Source organism: Aeromonas sp. TW 6, from assembly GCF_013168745.1.
GTDB classification, from domain to species: Bacteria; Pseudomonadota; Gammaproteobacteria; order Enterobacterales; family Aeromonadaceae; genus Aeromonas; species Aeromonas caviae.
Genome location: NZ_JABERS010000004.1, coordinates 79322 through 95306, shown reverse-complemented (window position 1 = coordinate 95306; position 15985 = coordinate 79322). Strand labels below are relative to the sequence as shown.

Sequence of the window (15985 nt, the reverse complement as noted above, 5' to 3'; positions counted from 1 at the left end):
GAAGGAAAGAGCGAATGCTCTTTCCTGTTACTTGCGCGGCAACTGGATCTTGGGCTCTTTGGCCTGACGGTAGATGGTCAGTACATGGCCCATGCTCTGTACCTTGATGGCGCCGGTCTCGCGAACGATGGCATCCATCACCAGCTGTTTCATCTCACGATCTTCAGACGCAACCTTAACCTTGATCAGCTCGTGGTGGTTCAGGGCCAGATCGATCTCGGCCAGCACCCCTTCGGTCAGACCGTGTTGTCCCAGCAGGACGACCGGCTTCAGACTGTGGGCCAGGCCCTTGAGGTACTGTTTCTGTTTATTGTTGAGAATCATGGCAATTTCTTCATAAGTCAGGGTTGAAAGGGGCGTATTCTACCCCCACTTAGCCCTTAATACTAATAACCCTTGTGGTTTTTTAAAGTCGACAATCATGACCCAGAAAAAACGTTCCCCCAGTTCAACCCGCTGGTTAAAAGAACATTTCGACGACCAATACGTCAAGAAAGCCCAGAAGTTGGGACTGCGCTCTCGCGCCGTTTTCAAGATCGATGAGATCCAGGGCAAAGACCGGCTGCTCAAGCCGGGGATGACGGTAGTGGACCTGGGGGCTGCTCCCGGTGGCTGGTCCCAATTTGCCATCGACCAGGTTGGTGACAAGGGGCGCGTCATTGCGTGTGATATTTTGCCGATGGATTCCATTGCCGGTGTCGATTTCCTGCAAGGGGACTTTCGGGAGGAAACTGTACTCGGCGCCTTGCTGGAGCGAGTCGGCCCCGACAAGGTGGATGTCGTCATGTCCGACATGGCGCCCAACATGAGCGGTACCCAGCAGGTGGATCAAGCCCGTGCCATGTACCTGGTGGAACTGGCGCTGGACATGTGCAATCAGGTCCTGAGCAGTAATGGCAGTTTTGTAGTCAAGGTGTTCCAGGGGGAAGGGTTTGATGCCTATCTCAATGAAATACGTAGACTTTTCTCTGTCGTCAAGATTCGAAAACCAGACTCGTCCCGTGCTCGTTCACGAGAAGTCTACATTGTGGCTACCGGTTTTAAACTGTAGTACCCTAACCCTCATCGTTAACTGTCAGTCTGCGAGGTCATTGATTTGAGTGACATGGCGAAAAACCTAATCCTGTGGCTGGTCATCGCCGTCGTGCTGATGTCGGTGTTCAATAGCTTCAGCCCCAGCGATACCACCAGTCGCCAGCTGGACTATTCCAGCTTCGTGAAAGAAGTGACCCAGGAGCAGATCCGTGAAGTGCGGATGGATGGCAAGGTCATCAATGGCGTCAAGCGCACCGGTGAACGTTTCACCACCATCATTCCTGCGCCGGATCCCCAACTGCTCAACGACATGCTCAACCATAACGTCAAAGTGATGGGTGAGAAGCCGGAAGAACCATCTCTGATCACGTCCATCTTCATCTCCTGGTTCCCGATGCTGTTGCTGATCGGTGTCTGGGTCTTCTTCATGCGTCAGATGCAGGGCGGCGGCGGCAAGGGTGCCATGTCGTTCGGCAAGAGCAAGGCTCGCCTGATGAGCGAAGATCAGATCAAGACTACCTTCGCCGACGTAGCTGGTTGTGACGAGGCAAAGGAAGAGGTCAAGGAGCTGGTCGACTATCTGCGTGACCCGACCAAATTCCAGAAGCTGGGTGGCAAGATCCCGACCGGCGTCCTGTTGGTAGGTCCTCCCGGTACCGGTAAGACCCTGCTGGCCAAAGCCATTGCAGGCGAGGCCAAGGTGCCGTTCTTCACCATTTCAGGTTCGGACTTCGTGGAAATGTTCGTGGGTGTCGGTGCCTCCCGTGTGCGTGACATGTTCGAACAGGCCAAGAAATCCTCCCCCTGCATCATCTTCATTGATGAGATCGATGCGGTCGGTCGCCAGCGTGGCGCCGGTCTGGGTGGTGGTCACGACGAACGTGAGCAGACCCTGAACCAGATGCTGGTTGAAATGGATGGTTTTGAAGGCAATGAGGGCATCATCGTCATCGCCGCCACCAACCGTCCCGACGTACTGGATCCTGCGCTGCTGCGTCCAGGTCGTTTCGACCGCCAGGTCGTGGTCGGCTTGCCGGATGTTCGCGGTCGTGAGCAGATCCTGAAAGTGCACATGCGCAAGGTACCGCTGGCGGATGACGTCAATCCGGCGCTGATTGCCCGTGGTACCCCTGGTTTCTCCGGTGCCGATCTGGCCAACCTGGTGAACGAGGCTGCCCTCTTCTCTGCTCGCGAGAGCCGCCGAGTGGTCTCCATGCTGGAGTTCGAAAAGGCGAAGGACAAGATCATGATGGGGGCGGAACGTCGCTCCATGGTGATGAAAGAGTCCGAGAAGGAGATGACGGCCTATCACGAAGCGGGTCACGCCATCATTGGTCGCGTGGTGCCGGATCATGACCCTGTCTACAAGGTCTCCATCATTCCGCGCGGCCGTGCGCTGGGTGTGACCATGTACTTGCCGGAGCAGGATCGCTGGAGCCACTCCAAGCAGCATCTGGAGTCCATGATCTCCAGCCTGTATGGCGGTCGTCTGGCGGAAGAGTTGATCTACGGTGCCGAGAAGGTATCGACCGGTGCATCCAACGACATCGAACGTGCCACCGACATCGCTCGCAAGATGGTCACCCAGTGGGGCATGTCCGAGCGTCTCGGCCCCATGCTTTACGCAGAAGAGGATGGTGAAGTCTTCCTCGGCCGCAGCATGGCCAAGGCCAAGCACATGTCTGACGATACCGCCCGCATCATCGATGCAGAGGTCAAGCAGGTCATCGATCGCAACTACGATCGTGCCAAGCAGATCCTGCTGGACAACATGGATGTGCTGCACACCATGAAAGATGCATTGATGAAGTACGAGACCATCGATGCCAAGCAGATCGATGATCTGATGGCGCGTCGCGAGGTCCGTGCTCCCAGCAACTGGCATGATGAGCATGGTGACACCCCGCAAGGTGGTGCCAGCGTGAACAACGGGCCGGAGGCCAAGGCGCCGACTGAAGAGGGCAGTGCACCTCTGAGTGACATCGACAAGGCGAACGATGTCCCGGCCAAATAAGTTGTCATGATACAAACCCCGGGCTTGCCCGGGGTTTTTCTTTGCACGAAGAGTTTGCCGCTCTTGTTGGAGGTAGTTGAAGCAATGCAGTTAATCAGCAAGGGACGTCCCCTTTCTCTCGACCGTCCCCATGTCATGGGCATTCTCAATGTGACGCCGGACTCCTTTTCAGATGGTGGCCGCTTCAAGCAGATCGATCTGGCGTTGAGTCATGCCCGCGACATGGTGGCCGATGGGGCCACCCTTATCGATATAGGTGGCGAGTCGACCCGCCCGGGCGCCCCCGACGTGAGCGAGCAGGAGGAGCTGGACAGGGTCATCCCCGTGGTGGAGCGCATGGTCGCCGAGCTGGATGTGATGATCTCCCTCGATACCTCCAAGGCGATTGTCATGCGGGAGGGTTGTGCTGCAGGTGGTCACCTCATCAATGATGTCCGCGCCCTGCAAGAGCCGGGAGCGCTGGGCGCGGCGGCCGAGGCTGGCGTACCGGTATGCCTCATGCACATGCAGGGGCAGCCCCGTACCATGCAGGTGGAGCCGCACTATGACGATTTGCTGGGGGAGGTGAGAGCCTTCTTTGACGAGCGGATTGCCGCTTGTCTGGGGGCCGGTATCCCGCGTGAGCATCTGGTACTGGATCCAGGCTATGGCTTTGGCAAGACGCTGGCGCACAACTATCAGCTGCTGGCACAGCAGGCGTCACTGCTCGATTACCAACTTCCGCTCTTGGTGGGCATGTCACGAAAGTCTATGATAGGCAACCTGCTTGACCGCCCGGTAGCCGAGCGGTTGGCTGGTAGTCTGGCCTGTGCCCTGATCGGGTTGCAACATGGCGCCAGGATCATCCGGGTGCACGACGTGCGGGCCACCATGGATGTCTTGCGTACAGGCTGGATGACCATGACGGGACAAGATTTCATATCCAAATAGAAAAACGAGAAACAGACAATGACCAGAAAGTACTTCGGCACCGACGGCGTGCGCGGCAAGGTGGGTGAATACCCGATCACCCCGGATTTCGTCATGAAACTGGGCTGGGCCGCCGGCAAGGTGCTCTCCAAGAAAGGGACCAAGAAGGTGCTGATCGGCAAGGATACCCGTATCTCCGGTTATATGCTGGAGTCGGCACTGGAGGCGGGGCTCTCCGCCGCCGGTCTCAAAGCCATACTGATGGGACCCATGCCCACCCCGGCGGTTGCCTACCTGACTCGCACCTTCCGTGCCGAAGCCGGCATCGTCATCAGTGCATCCCACAACCCCTATTACGACAACGGCATCAAGTTCTTCTCCGCCGACGGCACCAAGCTGCCCGATGATGTCGAGCTGGCCATCGAAGCCGAGCTCGACAACGAACTCAAGTGCGTGGAGTCCGCGGAGCTTGGCAAGGCGCAGCGCATTGATGATGCGGCTGGTCGCTACATCGAATTCTGCAAGAGCACCTTCCCCTCCAATCTGAGCCTGGAAGGGCTGAAAATGGTGGTGGATTGCGGTCATGGTGCCACCTACCACATCGCCCCTTCCGTCTTCCGCGAGCTGGGTGCCGAAGTCATCGCCATCGGCTGCAGCCCGGATGGGCTCAACATCAATGACGGTGTCGGTTCCACAGCACCGGAGGCGCTGGCCGCCAAGGTCCAGGAATGCAAGGCAGATCTCGGCGTCGCCTTCGACGGTGACGGCGACCGTCTGGTGATGGTGGACAGCACTGGTTACATCATCGACGGGGATGAGATCCTCTACATCATCGCCCGGGATGCCCTGCGCCATGGCCGCCTCAAGGGCGGTGTGGTGGGCACCCTGATGGCCAACATGGGGCTGGAGCTTGCACTTCAGACCCTGGGCATCCCCTTTGCCCGTGCCAAGGTGGGTGACCGCTACGTGCTTGAGATGATGAACGAGAAGGGCTGGCGCATCGGGGGCGAAAACTCCGGTCATATCATCTGCCTGGATCAGACCACCACGGGGGATGGTATCGTCGCCGCCCTGCAGGTGCTGACGGCCATGCGCAGTGCCGAGATGCCGCTGGCCAAATTGCGTTCGGGCATGAGCAAGTTCCCGCAAGTGCTGGTCAATGTGCGCTTCGCCGAAGGCAAGGATCCGCTGACCTCCGGTGCCGTTCAGCAGGAAGTGGCGGCAGTGGAGCAGGAACTGGCCGGCCGTGGCCGGGTGCTGCTGCGCAAATCTGGCACCGAGCCCCTGATCCGGGTCATGGTCGAAGGTGAACACGAACAGCAGGTGCGCGATATGGCAGAGCGCATCGCCAAACAGGTCGAGTCGGCGTTTTAATGAACAACCAAGGCGGCTTTTTAGTCGCCTTGGTTGTATCTTGTTCAAACGATTCGAAAATTTGAAAATAGCACTTGTCAGCTGAGCATCCTCTGGATATTATCAGCCCCGCTTTCGCAAGGGAGTTGCCGATGGGACATCGCAAGCCGTTTGTAGCAGCCAACTGGAAGTTACACGGTAGTAGGTCGCAGTTAGAGCAGTTTACGAGTCAGTGCGCAGAGCGCATTGATGAAGACGTAGATGTGGTCTTGTGTCCATCCCATGTGCATCTCGGTTTCACGGCCGAACTGCTCGGTGAGCAGGGAAGAGTGAAGCTGGGGGCTCAGAACGTGAGCCAGCACAGACAAGGCGCTTATACGGGTGAAATCTCGTGTGAGATGCTAGTCGAGGCAGGTTGCCGATATGTACTTGTTGGCCACTCCGAGCGCAGGCGTCTCTTTGGTGAGACCAGTTTTATAGTCGCAGAGAAGTTTGCGGCAGTCAGAGCAGCAGGTCTGATACCCATACTTTGTCTTGGTGAGTCAGGCGCGGCGAGGCAGGCAAGAAGAACCTTTGAGGTGATTGCCGAGGAACTGGACATCGTCATAGAGAAAAATGGCGCGATGGCTTTCGATAATGCTATCATCGCCTACGAGCCAATCTGGGCTGTAGGTACAGGTAAATGCGCCACACCCGAGCAGGCACAAGAGGTTCATTCCTTTATTCGCAGTCGCTTGGCGGAGGATACTCCGGTAATAGGTGAGAAAGTCAGAATCATCTATGGTGGGAGCGTGACACCGGCCAATGCACAAGATTTGTTTGCGCAGTCCGATATTGATGGCGGTCTGATAGGCAGGGCAAGTCTTGATGGCGAGGCGTTTTTAGGAATAGTTGAAGCGGCAAAGGGTGCAAGTTAAATGTACGAGATTCTTTTGGTCGTTTATCTGCTGGTATCGCTGGCTCTGATTGGTCTGGTGATGATTCAGCAAGGTAAAGGGGCTGATATGGGCGCCTCCTTCGGCGCAGGGGCATCGAATACTGTGTTCGGCTCCGGTGGTTCAGGCAGTTTCCTGACCCGCACAACAGCGATTTTGGCTACTCTGTTTTTCTTGATTAGTCTGGTTCTGGGTTCCATGTCCAGCAACAAGGTCAAACAGGGTAGTGAATGGGAAAATCTGCAACAGACTCAACAAGTTGAGCAGAGCAAAGCGCCAGTGAAGAAAGATACTGACGTTCCCGAATAAGAGTTTTGCCGTGGTGGTGGAATTGGTAGACACGCTATCTTGAGGGGGTAGTGCTCTAGGGTGTGCGGGTTCGAGTCCCGCCCACGGCACCAATTAAGCAGTGAACCCGGGTAACCGGGATGTTATAGCCGCTGAGTCTTGTCTCACGAGAGTGAAGTGGCTATAATCTCGCACGATTTCGGACGCGGGGTGGAGCAGCATGGTAGCTCGTCGGGCTCATAACCCGAAGGTCGTCGGTTCAAATCCGGCCCCCGCAACCAAATTTCACGCATTTCCTACGCTCAGGAAGGCGGTCGCTGCGAGGCGACAATCAGGGTAAAGCGCCAAGCCCCGATTTGACATCGGGGCTTTTTGTTATGTGCAATTTACTCTGAATCTATTTCTATCTGGGCTATATGCCCTTTTTTCGTTTTTCGGAGGGTGACTTTGGCTACGTTGGAACAACGTTTGACCGATCTGCTCGAGGCTCCGGTCGTTGCCTTGGGTTTTGAACTGTGGGGTATCGAGTTTATCCGTGCGGGTAAGCACTCGACCTTGCGCGTTTTCATCGACTCGGAGCAAGGCGTGACGGTGGAAGACTGTGCCGAGGTGAGCCGCCAGGTCGGCGCCATCATGGATGTCGAAGATCCCATCACCGAGGAGTACTACCTTGAGGTGTCTTCCCCGGGTCTGGATCGTCCACTGTTCAAGGTCGCCCAGTTCGAAAAATACGTTGGCCAGGAGGCGGCGGTAACGCTTCGGATGGCAACAAACAACCGCCGCAAGTTCAAAGGCGTAATCAAAGCCGTGCAGGGGGACATGATCACTCTGACGGTAGATGGTAAGGACGAGGTGTTGGCTTTCACCAATATCCAAAAAGCGAACATAGTGCCGAACTTTGGTTAACGAGGCTATCGGATATGAATAAAGAGATTTTGCTGGTCGTTGACGCTGTGTCCAACGAGAAGGCTGTCCCCCGCGAGAAGATTTTCCAGGCTCTGGAGACTGCGCTGGCGACTGCGACCAAGAAAAAATACGAAGGCGAGATTGAAGTGCGTGTCGAGATCGATCGCAAGACCGGTGACTATGACACCTATCGCCGTTGGGTCGTGGTGGCCGATCAGGCTTCCATGGAGAACCCGTATGGGGAAATCACTCTCGAAGCCGCTCAGATCGAGCAGCCGGATATCCAGATCGGCGACTATGTTGAAGACCAGATTGACTCTGTGACCTTCGACCGTATCACCACCCAGACCGCCAAGCAGGTCATCGTGCAGAAAGTGCGCGAGGCTGAGCGTTCCCAGGTCGTTGACCAGTTCAAGGACAAGGAAGGCACCATCATCAGCGGCGTGGTCAAGAAGAGCAACCGCGACAACGTGATCCTGGATCTGGGCAGCAATGCCGAAGCCGTGATCTTCCGTGACGACATGCTGCCCCGTGAGACCTTCCGTCCCGGCGACCGTATCCGTGGCCTGCTCTACGCCGTGCGTCCGGAAGCCCGTGGTTCCCAGCTGTTCGTCAGCCGCTCCAGCCCGGACTTCCTGAAAGAGCTGTTCCGCATCGAAGTGCCGGAAATCGGCGAAGAGATGATCGAAATCATGGGCGCCGCCCGTGATCCGGGTTCCCGCGCCAAGATCGCGGTCAAGACCAACGATCGTCGTATCGACCCGATCGGTGCCTGTATCGGCATGCGTGGTGCCCGCGTTCAGGCCGTTTCCGCCGAGCTGAGCGGTGAGCGTGCCGACATAGTGCTGTACGATGACAACCCGGCCCAATACGTGATCAACGCCATGGCGCCAGCCGATGTGGCCTCCATCATCGTCGATGAAGACAACCACACCATGGACATCGCCGTGGAAGCAGCCAACCTGGCCCAGGCCATCGGCCGCAACGGTCAGAACGTACGTCTGGCCTCCCAGCTGACCGGTTGGGAACTGAACGTGATGACCGTCGAGGACATGCGTGCCAAGCACCAGGCCGAGAACGACCGCATCCTGACGCTGTTCACCAGCACCCTCGACATCGACGACGATTTCGCCGGCCTGCTGATGGAAGAGGGCTTCTCCACCCTGGAAGAGATCGCCTTCGTCCCGGTCAACGAGCTGCTGGCCATCGACGGTCTGGATGAAGACATGGTCGAAGAGCTGCGCAAGCGTGCCAAGGATGCCCTGACTACCAAGGCCCTGGCCAAAGAAGAATCCTTTGAAGGCGTTGAGCCTTCCGAAGAACTGCTCAATCTCTCCGGCCTCGGCCGTGAAATGGCCTATGCTCTGGCCGCTCGCGGTGTCGGCACCCTGGAAGATTTGGCAGAGCAAGGTATCGATGACCTTGCCGACATCGAAGAGTTGACCGCCGAGAAGGCTGGTGAGCTCATTATGGCTGCTCGCAATATCTGTTGGTTCGGAGAAGAGCAGTCTGAATAAGGTCAAACGGAGGAAAATGAATGGCAGAAGTATCAGTTAAGCAACTTGCCACTGACATCGACACGCCGGTTGATCGTCTTCTCCAGCAGTTTGTCGATGCCGGTATCGTGAAGAGCAAGGCCGACGACATGGTCAGCGAGTCTGAGAAACAGACTCTGCTGGCACATCTGAAGAAACAGCATGGAGGTGACGAGGTCACCGCACCTGCTCGCATGACCTTGCAGCGCAAGACCAAGAGCACTCTGAGTGTTCAGGGGACTGGTGGCAAGAACAAGGAAGTGCAGGTAGAAGTGCGCAAGTCTCGCACCTATGTAAGACGCTCGGCGCTGGAAGATGAACAGCGCCAGGCGGAAGCCGAGGAAACAGCGCGTTTGGAAGCAGAAGAAAAAGCTCGTCGCGAGGCCGAAGAGAAGGCCCGCCTCGACGCTGAAGAGAAGGCTCGCCGTGAGGCTGAGCAGGCTCGTCGTGAAGCTGAGGAAAAGGCGCGGATCGAGGCACAACAGAAGGCTCGACAGGCTCAACAGCCCGCCAAAGCAGCCGGTAGCACAGCTCAGCAAGAGGCAGAAAAGATGGCCAAGCGCGAAGCAGAAGAACTGAAGCGCCAACAGGAACAGACAGCTTTGCAAAAAGCTGAAGAACTCGCCGCGAAGAAAGCCGAAGAGGCTCGCATCATGGCGGAACAGAATGCGGCCCGCTGGGCTGAAGAAGAAGCGGCTCGCGCCAAAGAGAGCAGCGATTACCATCTGACCACCAACAAGCACGCGCAAGCGGCCGAAGATGAGTTGGATCGTAAGGAAGAGACCAGCCGTCGCACGGCTGCCGCTGCCAAGGCGCCGAAGAAAGTCGGCCGTCGCGAAGACGACCGCAATGACCGCAACTCCCGCGATCCCCGTGCCCGCAAAGGCAAGCGTGGCAAGATGGCCATGCCGAACGCCATGAAACACGGCTTCAACAAGCCGGCTGCCGTGGTCAACCGTGACGTCGTCATCGGCGAGACCATCACAGTGGCGGAGCTCGCCAACAAGATGGCCGTCAAGGGCGTTGAAGTCATCAAGGTGATGATGAAGATGGGGGCCATGGCCACCATCAACCAGGTGATCGACCAGGAGACCGCTCAGCTGGTCGCCGAGGAGATGGGTCACAAGGTAGTGCTGCGCCGTGAGAACGAGCTGGAAGAGGCGGTACTTAGCGATCGTGACGAGACCTCCGAAGCCAAGCCGCGTGCGCCGGTCGTGACCATCATGGGTCACGTCGACCACGGCAAGACCTCGCTGCTGGACTATATCCGTAAAGCCAAGGTTGCTGCTGGCGAAGCCGGTGGCATTACCCAGCACATCGGTGCGTACCACGTACAGACCGACAGCGGGATGATCACCTTCCTGGATACCCCGGGTCACGCGGCGTTTACCTCCATGCGTGCTCGCGGTGCCAAGGCGACCGACATCGTTGTTCTGGTTGTTGCAGCTGACGACGGCGTGATGCCGCAAACCATCGAAGCCATCCAGCACGCCAAGGCGGCCGGTGTGCCGCTGGTTGTTGCGGTGAACAAGATCGACAAGCCTGAAGCGGATCCGGATCGCGTCAAGACCGAGCTGGCCCGTTACAACGTCATGTCCGAAGACTGGGGTGGCGATTGCCAGTTCGTGCACGTCTCCGCCAAGTCTGGCGAAGGCATCGACGACCTGCTGGAAGCCATCCTGATCCAGGCCGAAGTCCTGGAGCTGAAAGCGGTGGTTGACGGCATGGCCAACGGCGTCGTGATCGAATCCTTCCTGGATAAAGGTCGTGGTCCGGTTGCCACCGTGCTGGTACAGGAAGGCACTCTGCGTCAGGGCGACATCGTTCTGTGTGGTCTTGAGTACGGTCGGGTTCGCGCCATGCGTGACGAACTGGGTCGCGAGATCAAGGAAGCCGGTCCCTCTCTGCCAGTGGAAATTCTGGGTCTGTCCGGCGTTCCCTCTGCCGGTGACGAAGCCACGGTCGTGCGTGACGAGAAGAAAGCCCGTGAAGTGGCGCTCTACCGTCAGGGCAAGTTCCGCGAAGTCAAGCTGGCTCGCCAGCAGAAGGCCAAGCTGGAAAACATGTTTGCCAACATGACCGAGGGCGAAGTGTCCGAAGTGAACGTGGTGATCAAGGCCGATGTACAAGGCTCTGTGGAAGCGATCTGCGATGCGCTGGTCAAACTCTCCACCGACGAAGTGAAGGTGAAGATCGTGGGTTCCGGCGTAGGTGGCATCACCGAAACCGACGCGACCCTGGCCGCGGCTTCCAGCGCCATCCTGGTGGGCTTCAACGTCCGTGCCGACGCTTCTGCGCGCAAGGTCATCGAATCCGAGAGCCTGGATCTGCGTTACTACTCCGTCATCTATGACCTGATCGACGAAGTGAAGCAGGCCATGAGCGGCAAGCTGGCTCCTGAGTATCGTCAGGAGATCATCGGTCTGGCTGAAGTGCGTAGCGTCTTCAAGTCGCCGAAGTTCGGCGCCGTTGCTGGCTGTATGGTCACCGAAGGTGTGGTCAAGCGTTCCAACCGCATTCGCGTTCTGCGTGACAACGTGGTTATCTATGAAGGCGAGCTGGAATCCCTGCGCCGCTTCAAGGATGACGTCAACGAAGTTCGCAACGGCTACGAGTGTGGTATCGCGGTCAAGAACTACAACGACGTGCGCGAAGGCGACCAGATCGAGGTGTACGAGACCGTTGAAATCCAACGGACTCTGTAAGCCGAGCGTTAGAACAAATAGGGGGCCGCGGCCCCCTTTTATCGCAGGATAGAATATGGCCAGAGAATTCAGCCGGACCCGTCGGGTCGGACAGCAGATCCAGCGTGAAATCGCGCTGATCCTGCAGCGCGAGGTGAAAGACCCGCGCATCGGCATGGTGACCGTCTCCGACGTGGAGGTCTCCAAGGACCTCAACTATGCCAAGGTTTATGTCACCTTCTTGCAACTGGAGAATGACGCCGAGCGCATCAAGGAAGGGCTCAAGGGCCTGACCGAGGCTGCCGGTTACATCCGCAGCCTGCTGGGCAGCGCCATGCGTCTGCGGGTGGTGCCCGAGCTGCGTTTCTACTACGACCAGACCCTGGTCGAGGGGATGCGCCTCTCCAACCTGGTGACCAACACTGTGCGTGAAGACAAGCGTCGCATGACTGAAGCCGGTCGTGACGAAGAGCAATCCGCACCGGATGACACGACTGAGGATAACGCCTGAGATGTCTCGTAGACGTCGTTTCAAAGGCCGTGACGTACACGGCATCCTGCTGCTGGACAAACCGACCGGCCTGACTTCCAACGATGTGTTGCAGAAGGTCAAGCGGATCTACAACGCCGCCAAGGCTGGCCATACCGGCGCCCTGGACCCCCTGGCCACCGGCATGTTGCCGATCTGCCTCGGGGAGGCCACCAAGTTCTCCCAGTATCTGCTGGAAGCGGACAAGCGCTATGAGGTGACCGCCAAGCTGGGCGAGCGCACCAATACCAGCGACTCCGACGGCGAGGTGGTCTCCACCCGTCCGGTGAACGTGGCCGTGGGTACCCTGATCGAGGCGCTGGACCAGTTCCGCGGCCCCATCATGCAGGTGCCGTCCATGTACTCCGCCCTCAAGCACAACGGCCGTCCGCTCTACGAATATGCCCGTGAAGGGATCGAGATCGAGCGGGAAGCCCGTCCCATCACCATCTTCGAACTCAAGCTGCTCGGCTTCGAGGGGGACGAGGTGAAGCTGGAAGTGCATTGCAGCAAGGGTACCTATATCCGCTCCCTGGTGGACGATCTCGGTGAAGTGCTGGGCTGTGGCGCTCACGTCACCCAGCTGCGTCGCACCCAGGTGGCCAGCTACCCCTATGAGCGGATGCTGACCCTGGAGCAGCTCGAGTGCATCTTCGAGCAGGCCAAGGCCGAAAGCATTCCGCCACGGGAGCAGCTGGATCCCCTGTTGCTGCCGATGGACACCGCCGTGGCCTCTCTGCCCGAGGTGAACATGCTGGTCGCCGTGGCCGCCTATGTGAACCAGGGTCAGGCCGTGCAGGTGGCAGGTAGCCCCCAAAGCGGCCAGGTCCGCATGACGGTTGGCCCGGAGCGCGAATTTATCGGGGTTGGCGAGATCGATGACGAGGGGCGCGTGGCGCCCAAGCGTCTTGTTCGCTACCACGACGAGGAGTGATCCTCAGGCGGTATCGGTCTGTCACGCGTCTTTCCCGTTGCGAAAAGGGGCAGGGACGATTATGATACCGCCCTCATTTCACGGCTGAATTAGAGATTGGCTGTGAACCTTTAAACACTCTACTGGAGTAATACCATGTCTCTAAATGCTGAGATCAAAGCTCAAATCGTTGCCGACAACGCTCGTGGCGCCAACGACACCGGTTCCCCCGAAGTGCAAGTTGCCCTGCTGACTGCCCAGATCAACCATCTGCAAGGTCACTTCAAGGAGCACGCCAAGGATCACCACGGTCGTCGCGGTCTGCTGCGCATGGTTTCCCAGCGTCGTAAGCTGCTGGACTACCTGAAGCGTAAAGACGTTCAGCGCTACGCTGCTCTGATCGCCAAGCTGGGTCTGCGTCGTTAATCGACCATCAGATTTCGCAAAAAAGGGGAACCGCGAGGTTCCCCTTTTTTATTGCCCGTTTCAAACAGGATGCAGGCCGTTGCCTGCCTCACAGAATTGACGTCCGCGCTTACCTTTTGATGCGAATCAAGTATACTTGCACGCGAATTTAAAGCGCCAAATTGTTAAAAGGAAATTCACGTGAATCCTATTGTAAAGTCATTCCAGTACGGTCAACACACCGTCACACTGGAAACCGGTGTGATGGCCCGTCAAGCCACTGCGGCCGTCATGGTCAGCATGGACGATACCTGTGTCTTCGTGACTGTCGTTGGCAAGAAAGAGGCCGATCACGGCCGTGATTTCTTCCCGCTGACCGTCAACTATCAGGAGCGTACCTATGCTGCTGGTCGTATCCCGGGTGGTTTCTTCCGTCGTGAAGGCCGTCCGAGCGAGGGTGAGACCCTCATCTCCCGTCTGATCGACCGTCCCATCCGTCCGCTGTTCCCGGAAGGCTTCCTCAATGAGGTTCAGGTGGTTGCCACCGTCATGTCCGTGAACCCGGCCGTTTCTCCCGACATCGTTGCCATGATCGGTGCCTCCGCGGCCCTGGCCATCTCCGGCATCCCGTTCGGCGGCCCGATCGGTGCAGCCCGCGTGGGTTACATGAACGGCCAGTACGTGCTGAACCCGACCACCACCGAACTGCCCCAGAGCGATCTGGATCTGGTGGTTGCCGGTACTGCCAATGCGGTGCTGATGGTGGAATCCGAAGCGGCCATCCTCTCCGAAGAGGTGATGCTGGGCGCCGTGGTCTACGGTCACGAGCAGATGCAGACCGTGATCAACGCCATCAATGAATTCGCTGCCGACGTCGGTACCAAGCCTTGGGACTGGACCCCGCCTGCCGTCAACGAAGCGCTGAAAGCCAAAGTTGCCGAACTGGCCACCGCTGAGCTGGGTGAAGCCTACCGCATCACCGAGAAGGCTGTTCGCTACGAAACCATCGCTGCCATCAAGGGCCGCGTGGTCGAGCAAGTCATCGCATCCGGCGTGGAAGAAGATGCCAAGAAGATCGGCGAAGAGTTCCACAGCCTGGAGAGCCGCATCGTCCGTGGTCGCGTCGTACGTGGTGAGCCGCGTATCGACGGTCGCGATCCGGAAATGATCCGCGCCCTCTCCGTCGGTACCGGCATCCTGCCCCGTGCCCACGGTTCTGCCCTGTTCACCCGTGGTGAAACCCAGGCCATCGTGGTGGCCACGCTGGGTACCGAGCGTGACGCCCAGAACATCGACGAGCTGACCGGCAACCGCGCCGATCGCTTCATGCTGCACTACAACTTCCCGCCCTACTGCGTCGGCGAGACCGGCATGATGGGCAGCCCGAAGCGTCGTGAGATCGGTCACGGCCGTCTGGCCAAGCGCGGCGTTGCTGCCGTGATGCCGAGCGCCGCCGAGTTCCCGTACGTGGTGCGCGTGGTCTCTGAAATCACCGAATCCAACGGCTCCTCCTCCATGGCGTCTGTCTGTGGTTCCTCCCTGGCGCTGATGGATGCCGGTGTGCCGATCAAGGCCTCCGTTGCCGGTATCGCCATGGGTCTGGTGAAGGAAGAAGAAGGTTTCGTCGTGCTGTCCGACATCCTGGGTGACGAAGATCACCTGGGCGACATGGACTTCAAGGTAGCCGGTACCAGCGAAGGTGTGACCGCGCTGCAGATGGACATCAAGATCGAAGGCATCACCAAAGAGATCATGGAGATAGCGCTGAAGCAAGCTCGTGGCGCTCGTCTGCACATCCTGAAAGTGATGGACGAAGCTATCCAGGCTCCCCGTGCTCAGATCTCCGATTTCGCACCGCGCATCCACACCATCAAGATCAATCCTGAGAAGATCAAGGATGTGATCGGCAAGGGTGGTTCCGTGATCCGTGCACTGACCGAAGAGACCGGCACCAACATCGAGCTGGATGATGACGGTACCGTTCGCATCTCCGCCGTGGCCAACGAAGCCGCCATGGAAGCGATCCGCCGCATCGAGGCCATCACCGCCGAGATCGAAGTGAACCGCATCTACGAAGGCAAGGTCGTGCGCCTGGCTGACTTCGGCGCCTTCGTCAACATCCTGCCGGGTAAAGACGGTCTGGTGCACATCTCCCAGATCACCGATGCCCGCGTACAGAACGTGGCCGACTTCCTGAAAATCGGTGACGTGGTGAAGGTGAAGGTACTGGAAGTGGACCGTCAGGGCCGTGTGCGTCTCTCCATCAAGGAAGCGAACGCACCGACCGAAGCGGCTGCTGCTCCTGCTGCCGTTGCCGTCGAAGAGCCGGCTGCCGAATAAGGCTGCCGTATGTGAAAGAGCCGACCCTTGGGTCGGCTTTTTTGTGCCTGTCGCCCGGCATGGCGCAGATTGTCTCCTTGTTCCTTTTGGCGCCCCTTGATATAAGGGACGACCCCGCTTCGTTGGCAAAAGGAATTGC

General features: G+C 58.1%; 14 protein-coding genes and 2 tRNA genes. 15 read left to right on the top strand and 1 reads right to left on the bottom strand.

What is annotated here, in order from left to right; all coding sequences use genetic code 11:
• Window positions 1-27 precede the first annotated feature (27 nt).
• Window positions 28-324 carry a ribosome assembly RNA-binding protein YhbY gene (gene yhbY, locus HKD46_RS03100; RefSeq protein WP_010675376.1) on the bottom strand — a complete coding sequence of 99 codons (297 nt, stop codon included), beginning with the start codon at window positions 322-324 and terminating at the stop codon, window positions 28-30.
• 97 nt (window positions 325-421) lie between these two features.
• Between yhbY and rlmE the strand changes: the two genes are divergently transcribed.
• From rlmE to pnp, 15 genes are all read left to right on the top strand, one after another.
• Window positions 422-1051 carry a 23S rRNA (uridine(2552)-2'-O)-methyltransferase RlmE gene (gene rlmE, locus HKD46_RS03095; RefSeq protein ID WP_010675375.1) on the top strand — a complete coding sequence of 210 codons (630 nt, stop codon included), beginning with the start codon at window positions 422-424 and terminating at the stop codon, window positions 1049-1051.
• Window positions 1052-1096: 45 nt separating this feature from the next.
• Window positions 1097-3049: an ATP-dependent zinc metalloprotease FtsH gene (gene ftsH, locus HKD46_RS03090; RefSeq protein WP_039040290.1), complete on the top strand. Its 1953-nt coding sequence runs from the start codon at window positions 1097-1099 to the stop codon at window positions 3047-3049.
• Window positions 3050-3133: 84 nt separating this feature from the next.
• On the top strand, window positions 3134-3979 hold the full coding sequence (folP, locus tag HKD46_RS03085) for a dihydropteroate synthase (RefSeq protein ID WP_161469851.1): 846 nt from the start codon (window positions 3134-3136) through the stop codon (window positions 3977-3979).
• A gap of 18 nt (window positions 3980-3997) precedes the next feature.
• Window positions 3998-5332, top strand: a complete 1335-nt coding sequence (glmM, locus tag HKD46_RS03080) for a phosphoglucosamine mutase (protein ID WP_069652095.1) — start codon at window positions 3998-4000, stop codon at window positions 5330-5332.
• A gap of 131 nt (window positions 5333-5463) precedes the next feature.
• Complete coding sequence (gene tpiA / locus HKD46_RS03075) at window positions 5464-6228, top strand: triose-phosphate isomerase (protein ID WP_010675371.1); 765 nt, start codon at window positions 5464-5466, stop codon at window positions 6226-6228.
• Complete coding sequence (secG, locus tag HKD46_RS03070; RefSeq protein ID WP_010633113.1) at window positions 6229-6555, top strand: preprotein translocase subunit SecG; 327 nt, start codon at window positions 6229-6231, stop codon at window positions 6553-6555.
• Window positions 6556-6562: 7 nt separating this feature from the next.
• Window positions 6563-6647, top strand: a tRNA-Leu gene (locus HKD46_RS03065).
• Between the two features lie 91 nt (window positions 6648-6738).
• Window positions 6739-6815: transfer RNA gene (locus HKD46_RS03060), tRNA-Met, on the top strand.
• A 166-nt stretch (window positions 6816-6981) separates the two neighbouring features.
• Window positions 6982-7440, top strand: coding sequence for a ribosome maturation factor RimP (rimP, locus tag HKD46_RS03055; protein WP_010675370.1), 459 nt, complete (start codon window positions 6982-6984; stop codon window positions 7438-7440).
• 14 nt (window positions 7441-7454) lie between these two features.
• Entirely contained in the window at window positions 7455-8957 is a 1503-nt protein-coding gene (nusA, locus tag HKD46_RS03050) for a transcription termination factor NusA (protein WP_039040286.1), read from the top strand.
• A gap of 20 nt (window positions 8958-8977) precedes the next feature.
• Window positions 8978-11680, top strand: a complete 2703-nt coding sequence (gene infB / locus HKD46_RS03045) for a translation initiation factor IF-2 (protein ID WP_043153231.1) — start codon at window positions 8978-8980, stop codon at window positions 11678-11680.
• 55 nt (window positions 11681-11735) lie between these two features.
• Window positions 11736-12170 (top strand): 30S ribosome-binding factor RbfA, encoded by a 435-nt coding sequence (rbfA, locus tag HKD46_RS03040; RefSeq protein ID WP_010675366.1) that lies wholly within the window; start codon window positions 11736-11738, stop codon window positions 12168-12170.
• A gap of 1 nt (window position 12171) precedes the next feature.
• Window positions 12172-13122 (top strand): tRNA pseudouridine(55) synthase TruB, encoded by a 951-nt coding sequence (gene truB / locus HKD46_RS03035; protein WP_010675365.1) that lies wholly within the window; start codon window positions 12172-12174, stop codon window positions 13120-13122.
• A 135-nt stretch (window positions 13123-13257) separates the two neighbouring features.
• A complete protein-coding gene (gene rpsO / locus HKD46_RS03030; protein WP_010675364.1) occupies window positions 13258-13527 on the top strand; it encodes a 30S ribosomal protein S15 in 270 nt (89 codons plus the stop codon).
• Window positions 13528-13707: 180 nt separating this feature from the next.
• Window positions 13708-15846 carry a polyribonucleotide nucleotidyltransferase gene (gene pnp / locus HKD46_RS03025; protein WP_029314766.1) on the top strand — a complete coding sequence of 713 codons (2139 nt, stop codon included), beginning with the start codon at window positions 13708-13710 and terminating at the stop codon, window positions 15844-15846.
• Window positions 15847-15985 lie beyond the last annotated feature (139 nt).

Bases quoted from the DNA above. Each gene is read 5' to 3' on its own strand.
- yhbY (WP_010675376.1), bottom strand. From the start codon at position 324: ATGATTCTCAACAATAAACAGAAACAGTACCTCAAGGGCCTGGCCCAC.
- rlmE (WP_010675375.1), top strand. From the start codon at position 422: ATGACCCAGAAAAAACGTTCCCCCAGTTCAACCCGCTGGTTAAAAGAA.
- folP (WP_161469851.1), top strand. From the start codon at position 3,134: ATGCAGTTAATCAGCAAGGGACGTCCCCTTTCTCTCGACCGTCCCCAT.
- glmM (WP_069652095.1), top strand. From the start codon at position 3,998: ATGACCAGAAAGTACTTCGGCACCGACGGCGTGCGCGGCAAGGTGGGT.
- tpiA (WP_010675371.1), top strand. From the start codon at position 5,464: ATGGGACATCGCAAGCCGTTTGTAGCAGCCAACTGGAAGTTACACGGT.
- secG (WP_010633113.1), top strand. From the start codon at position 6,229: ATGTACGAGATTCTTTTGGTCGTTTATCTGCTGGTATCGCTGGCTCTG.
- nusA (WP_039040286.1), top strand. From the start codon at position 7,455: ATGAATAAAGAGATTTTGCTGGTCGTTGACGCTGTGTCCAACGAGAAG.
- infB (WP_043153231.1), top strand. From the start codon at position 8,978: ATGGCAGAAGTATCAGTTAAGCAACTTGCCACTGACATCGACACGCCG.
- rbfA (WP_010675366.1), top strand. From the start codon at position 11,736: ATGGCCAGAGAATTCAGCCGGACCCGTCGGGTCGGACAGCAGATCCAG.
- truB (WP_010675365.1), top strand. From the start codon at position 12,172: ATGTCTCGTAGACGTCGTTTCAAAGGCCGTGACGTACACGGCATCCTG.
- rpsO (WP_010675364.1), top strand. From the start codon at position 13,258: ATGTCTCTAAATGCTGAGATCAAAGCTCAAATCGTTGCCGACAACGCT.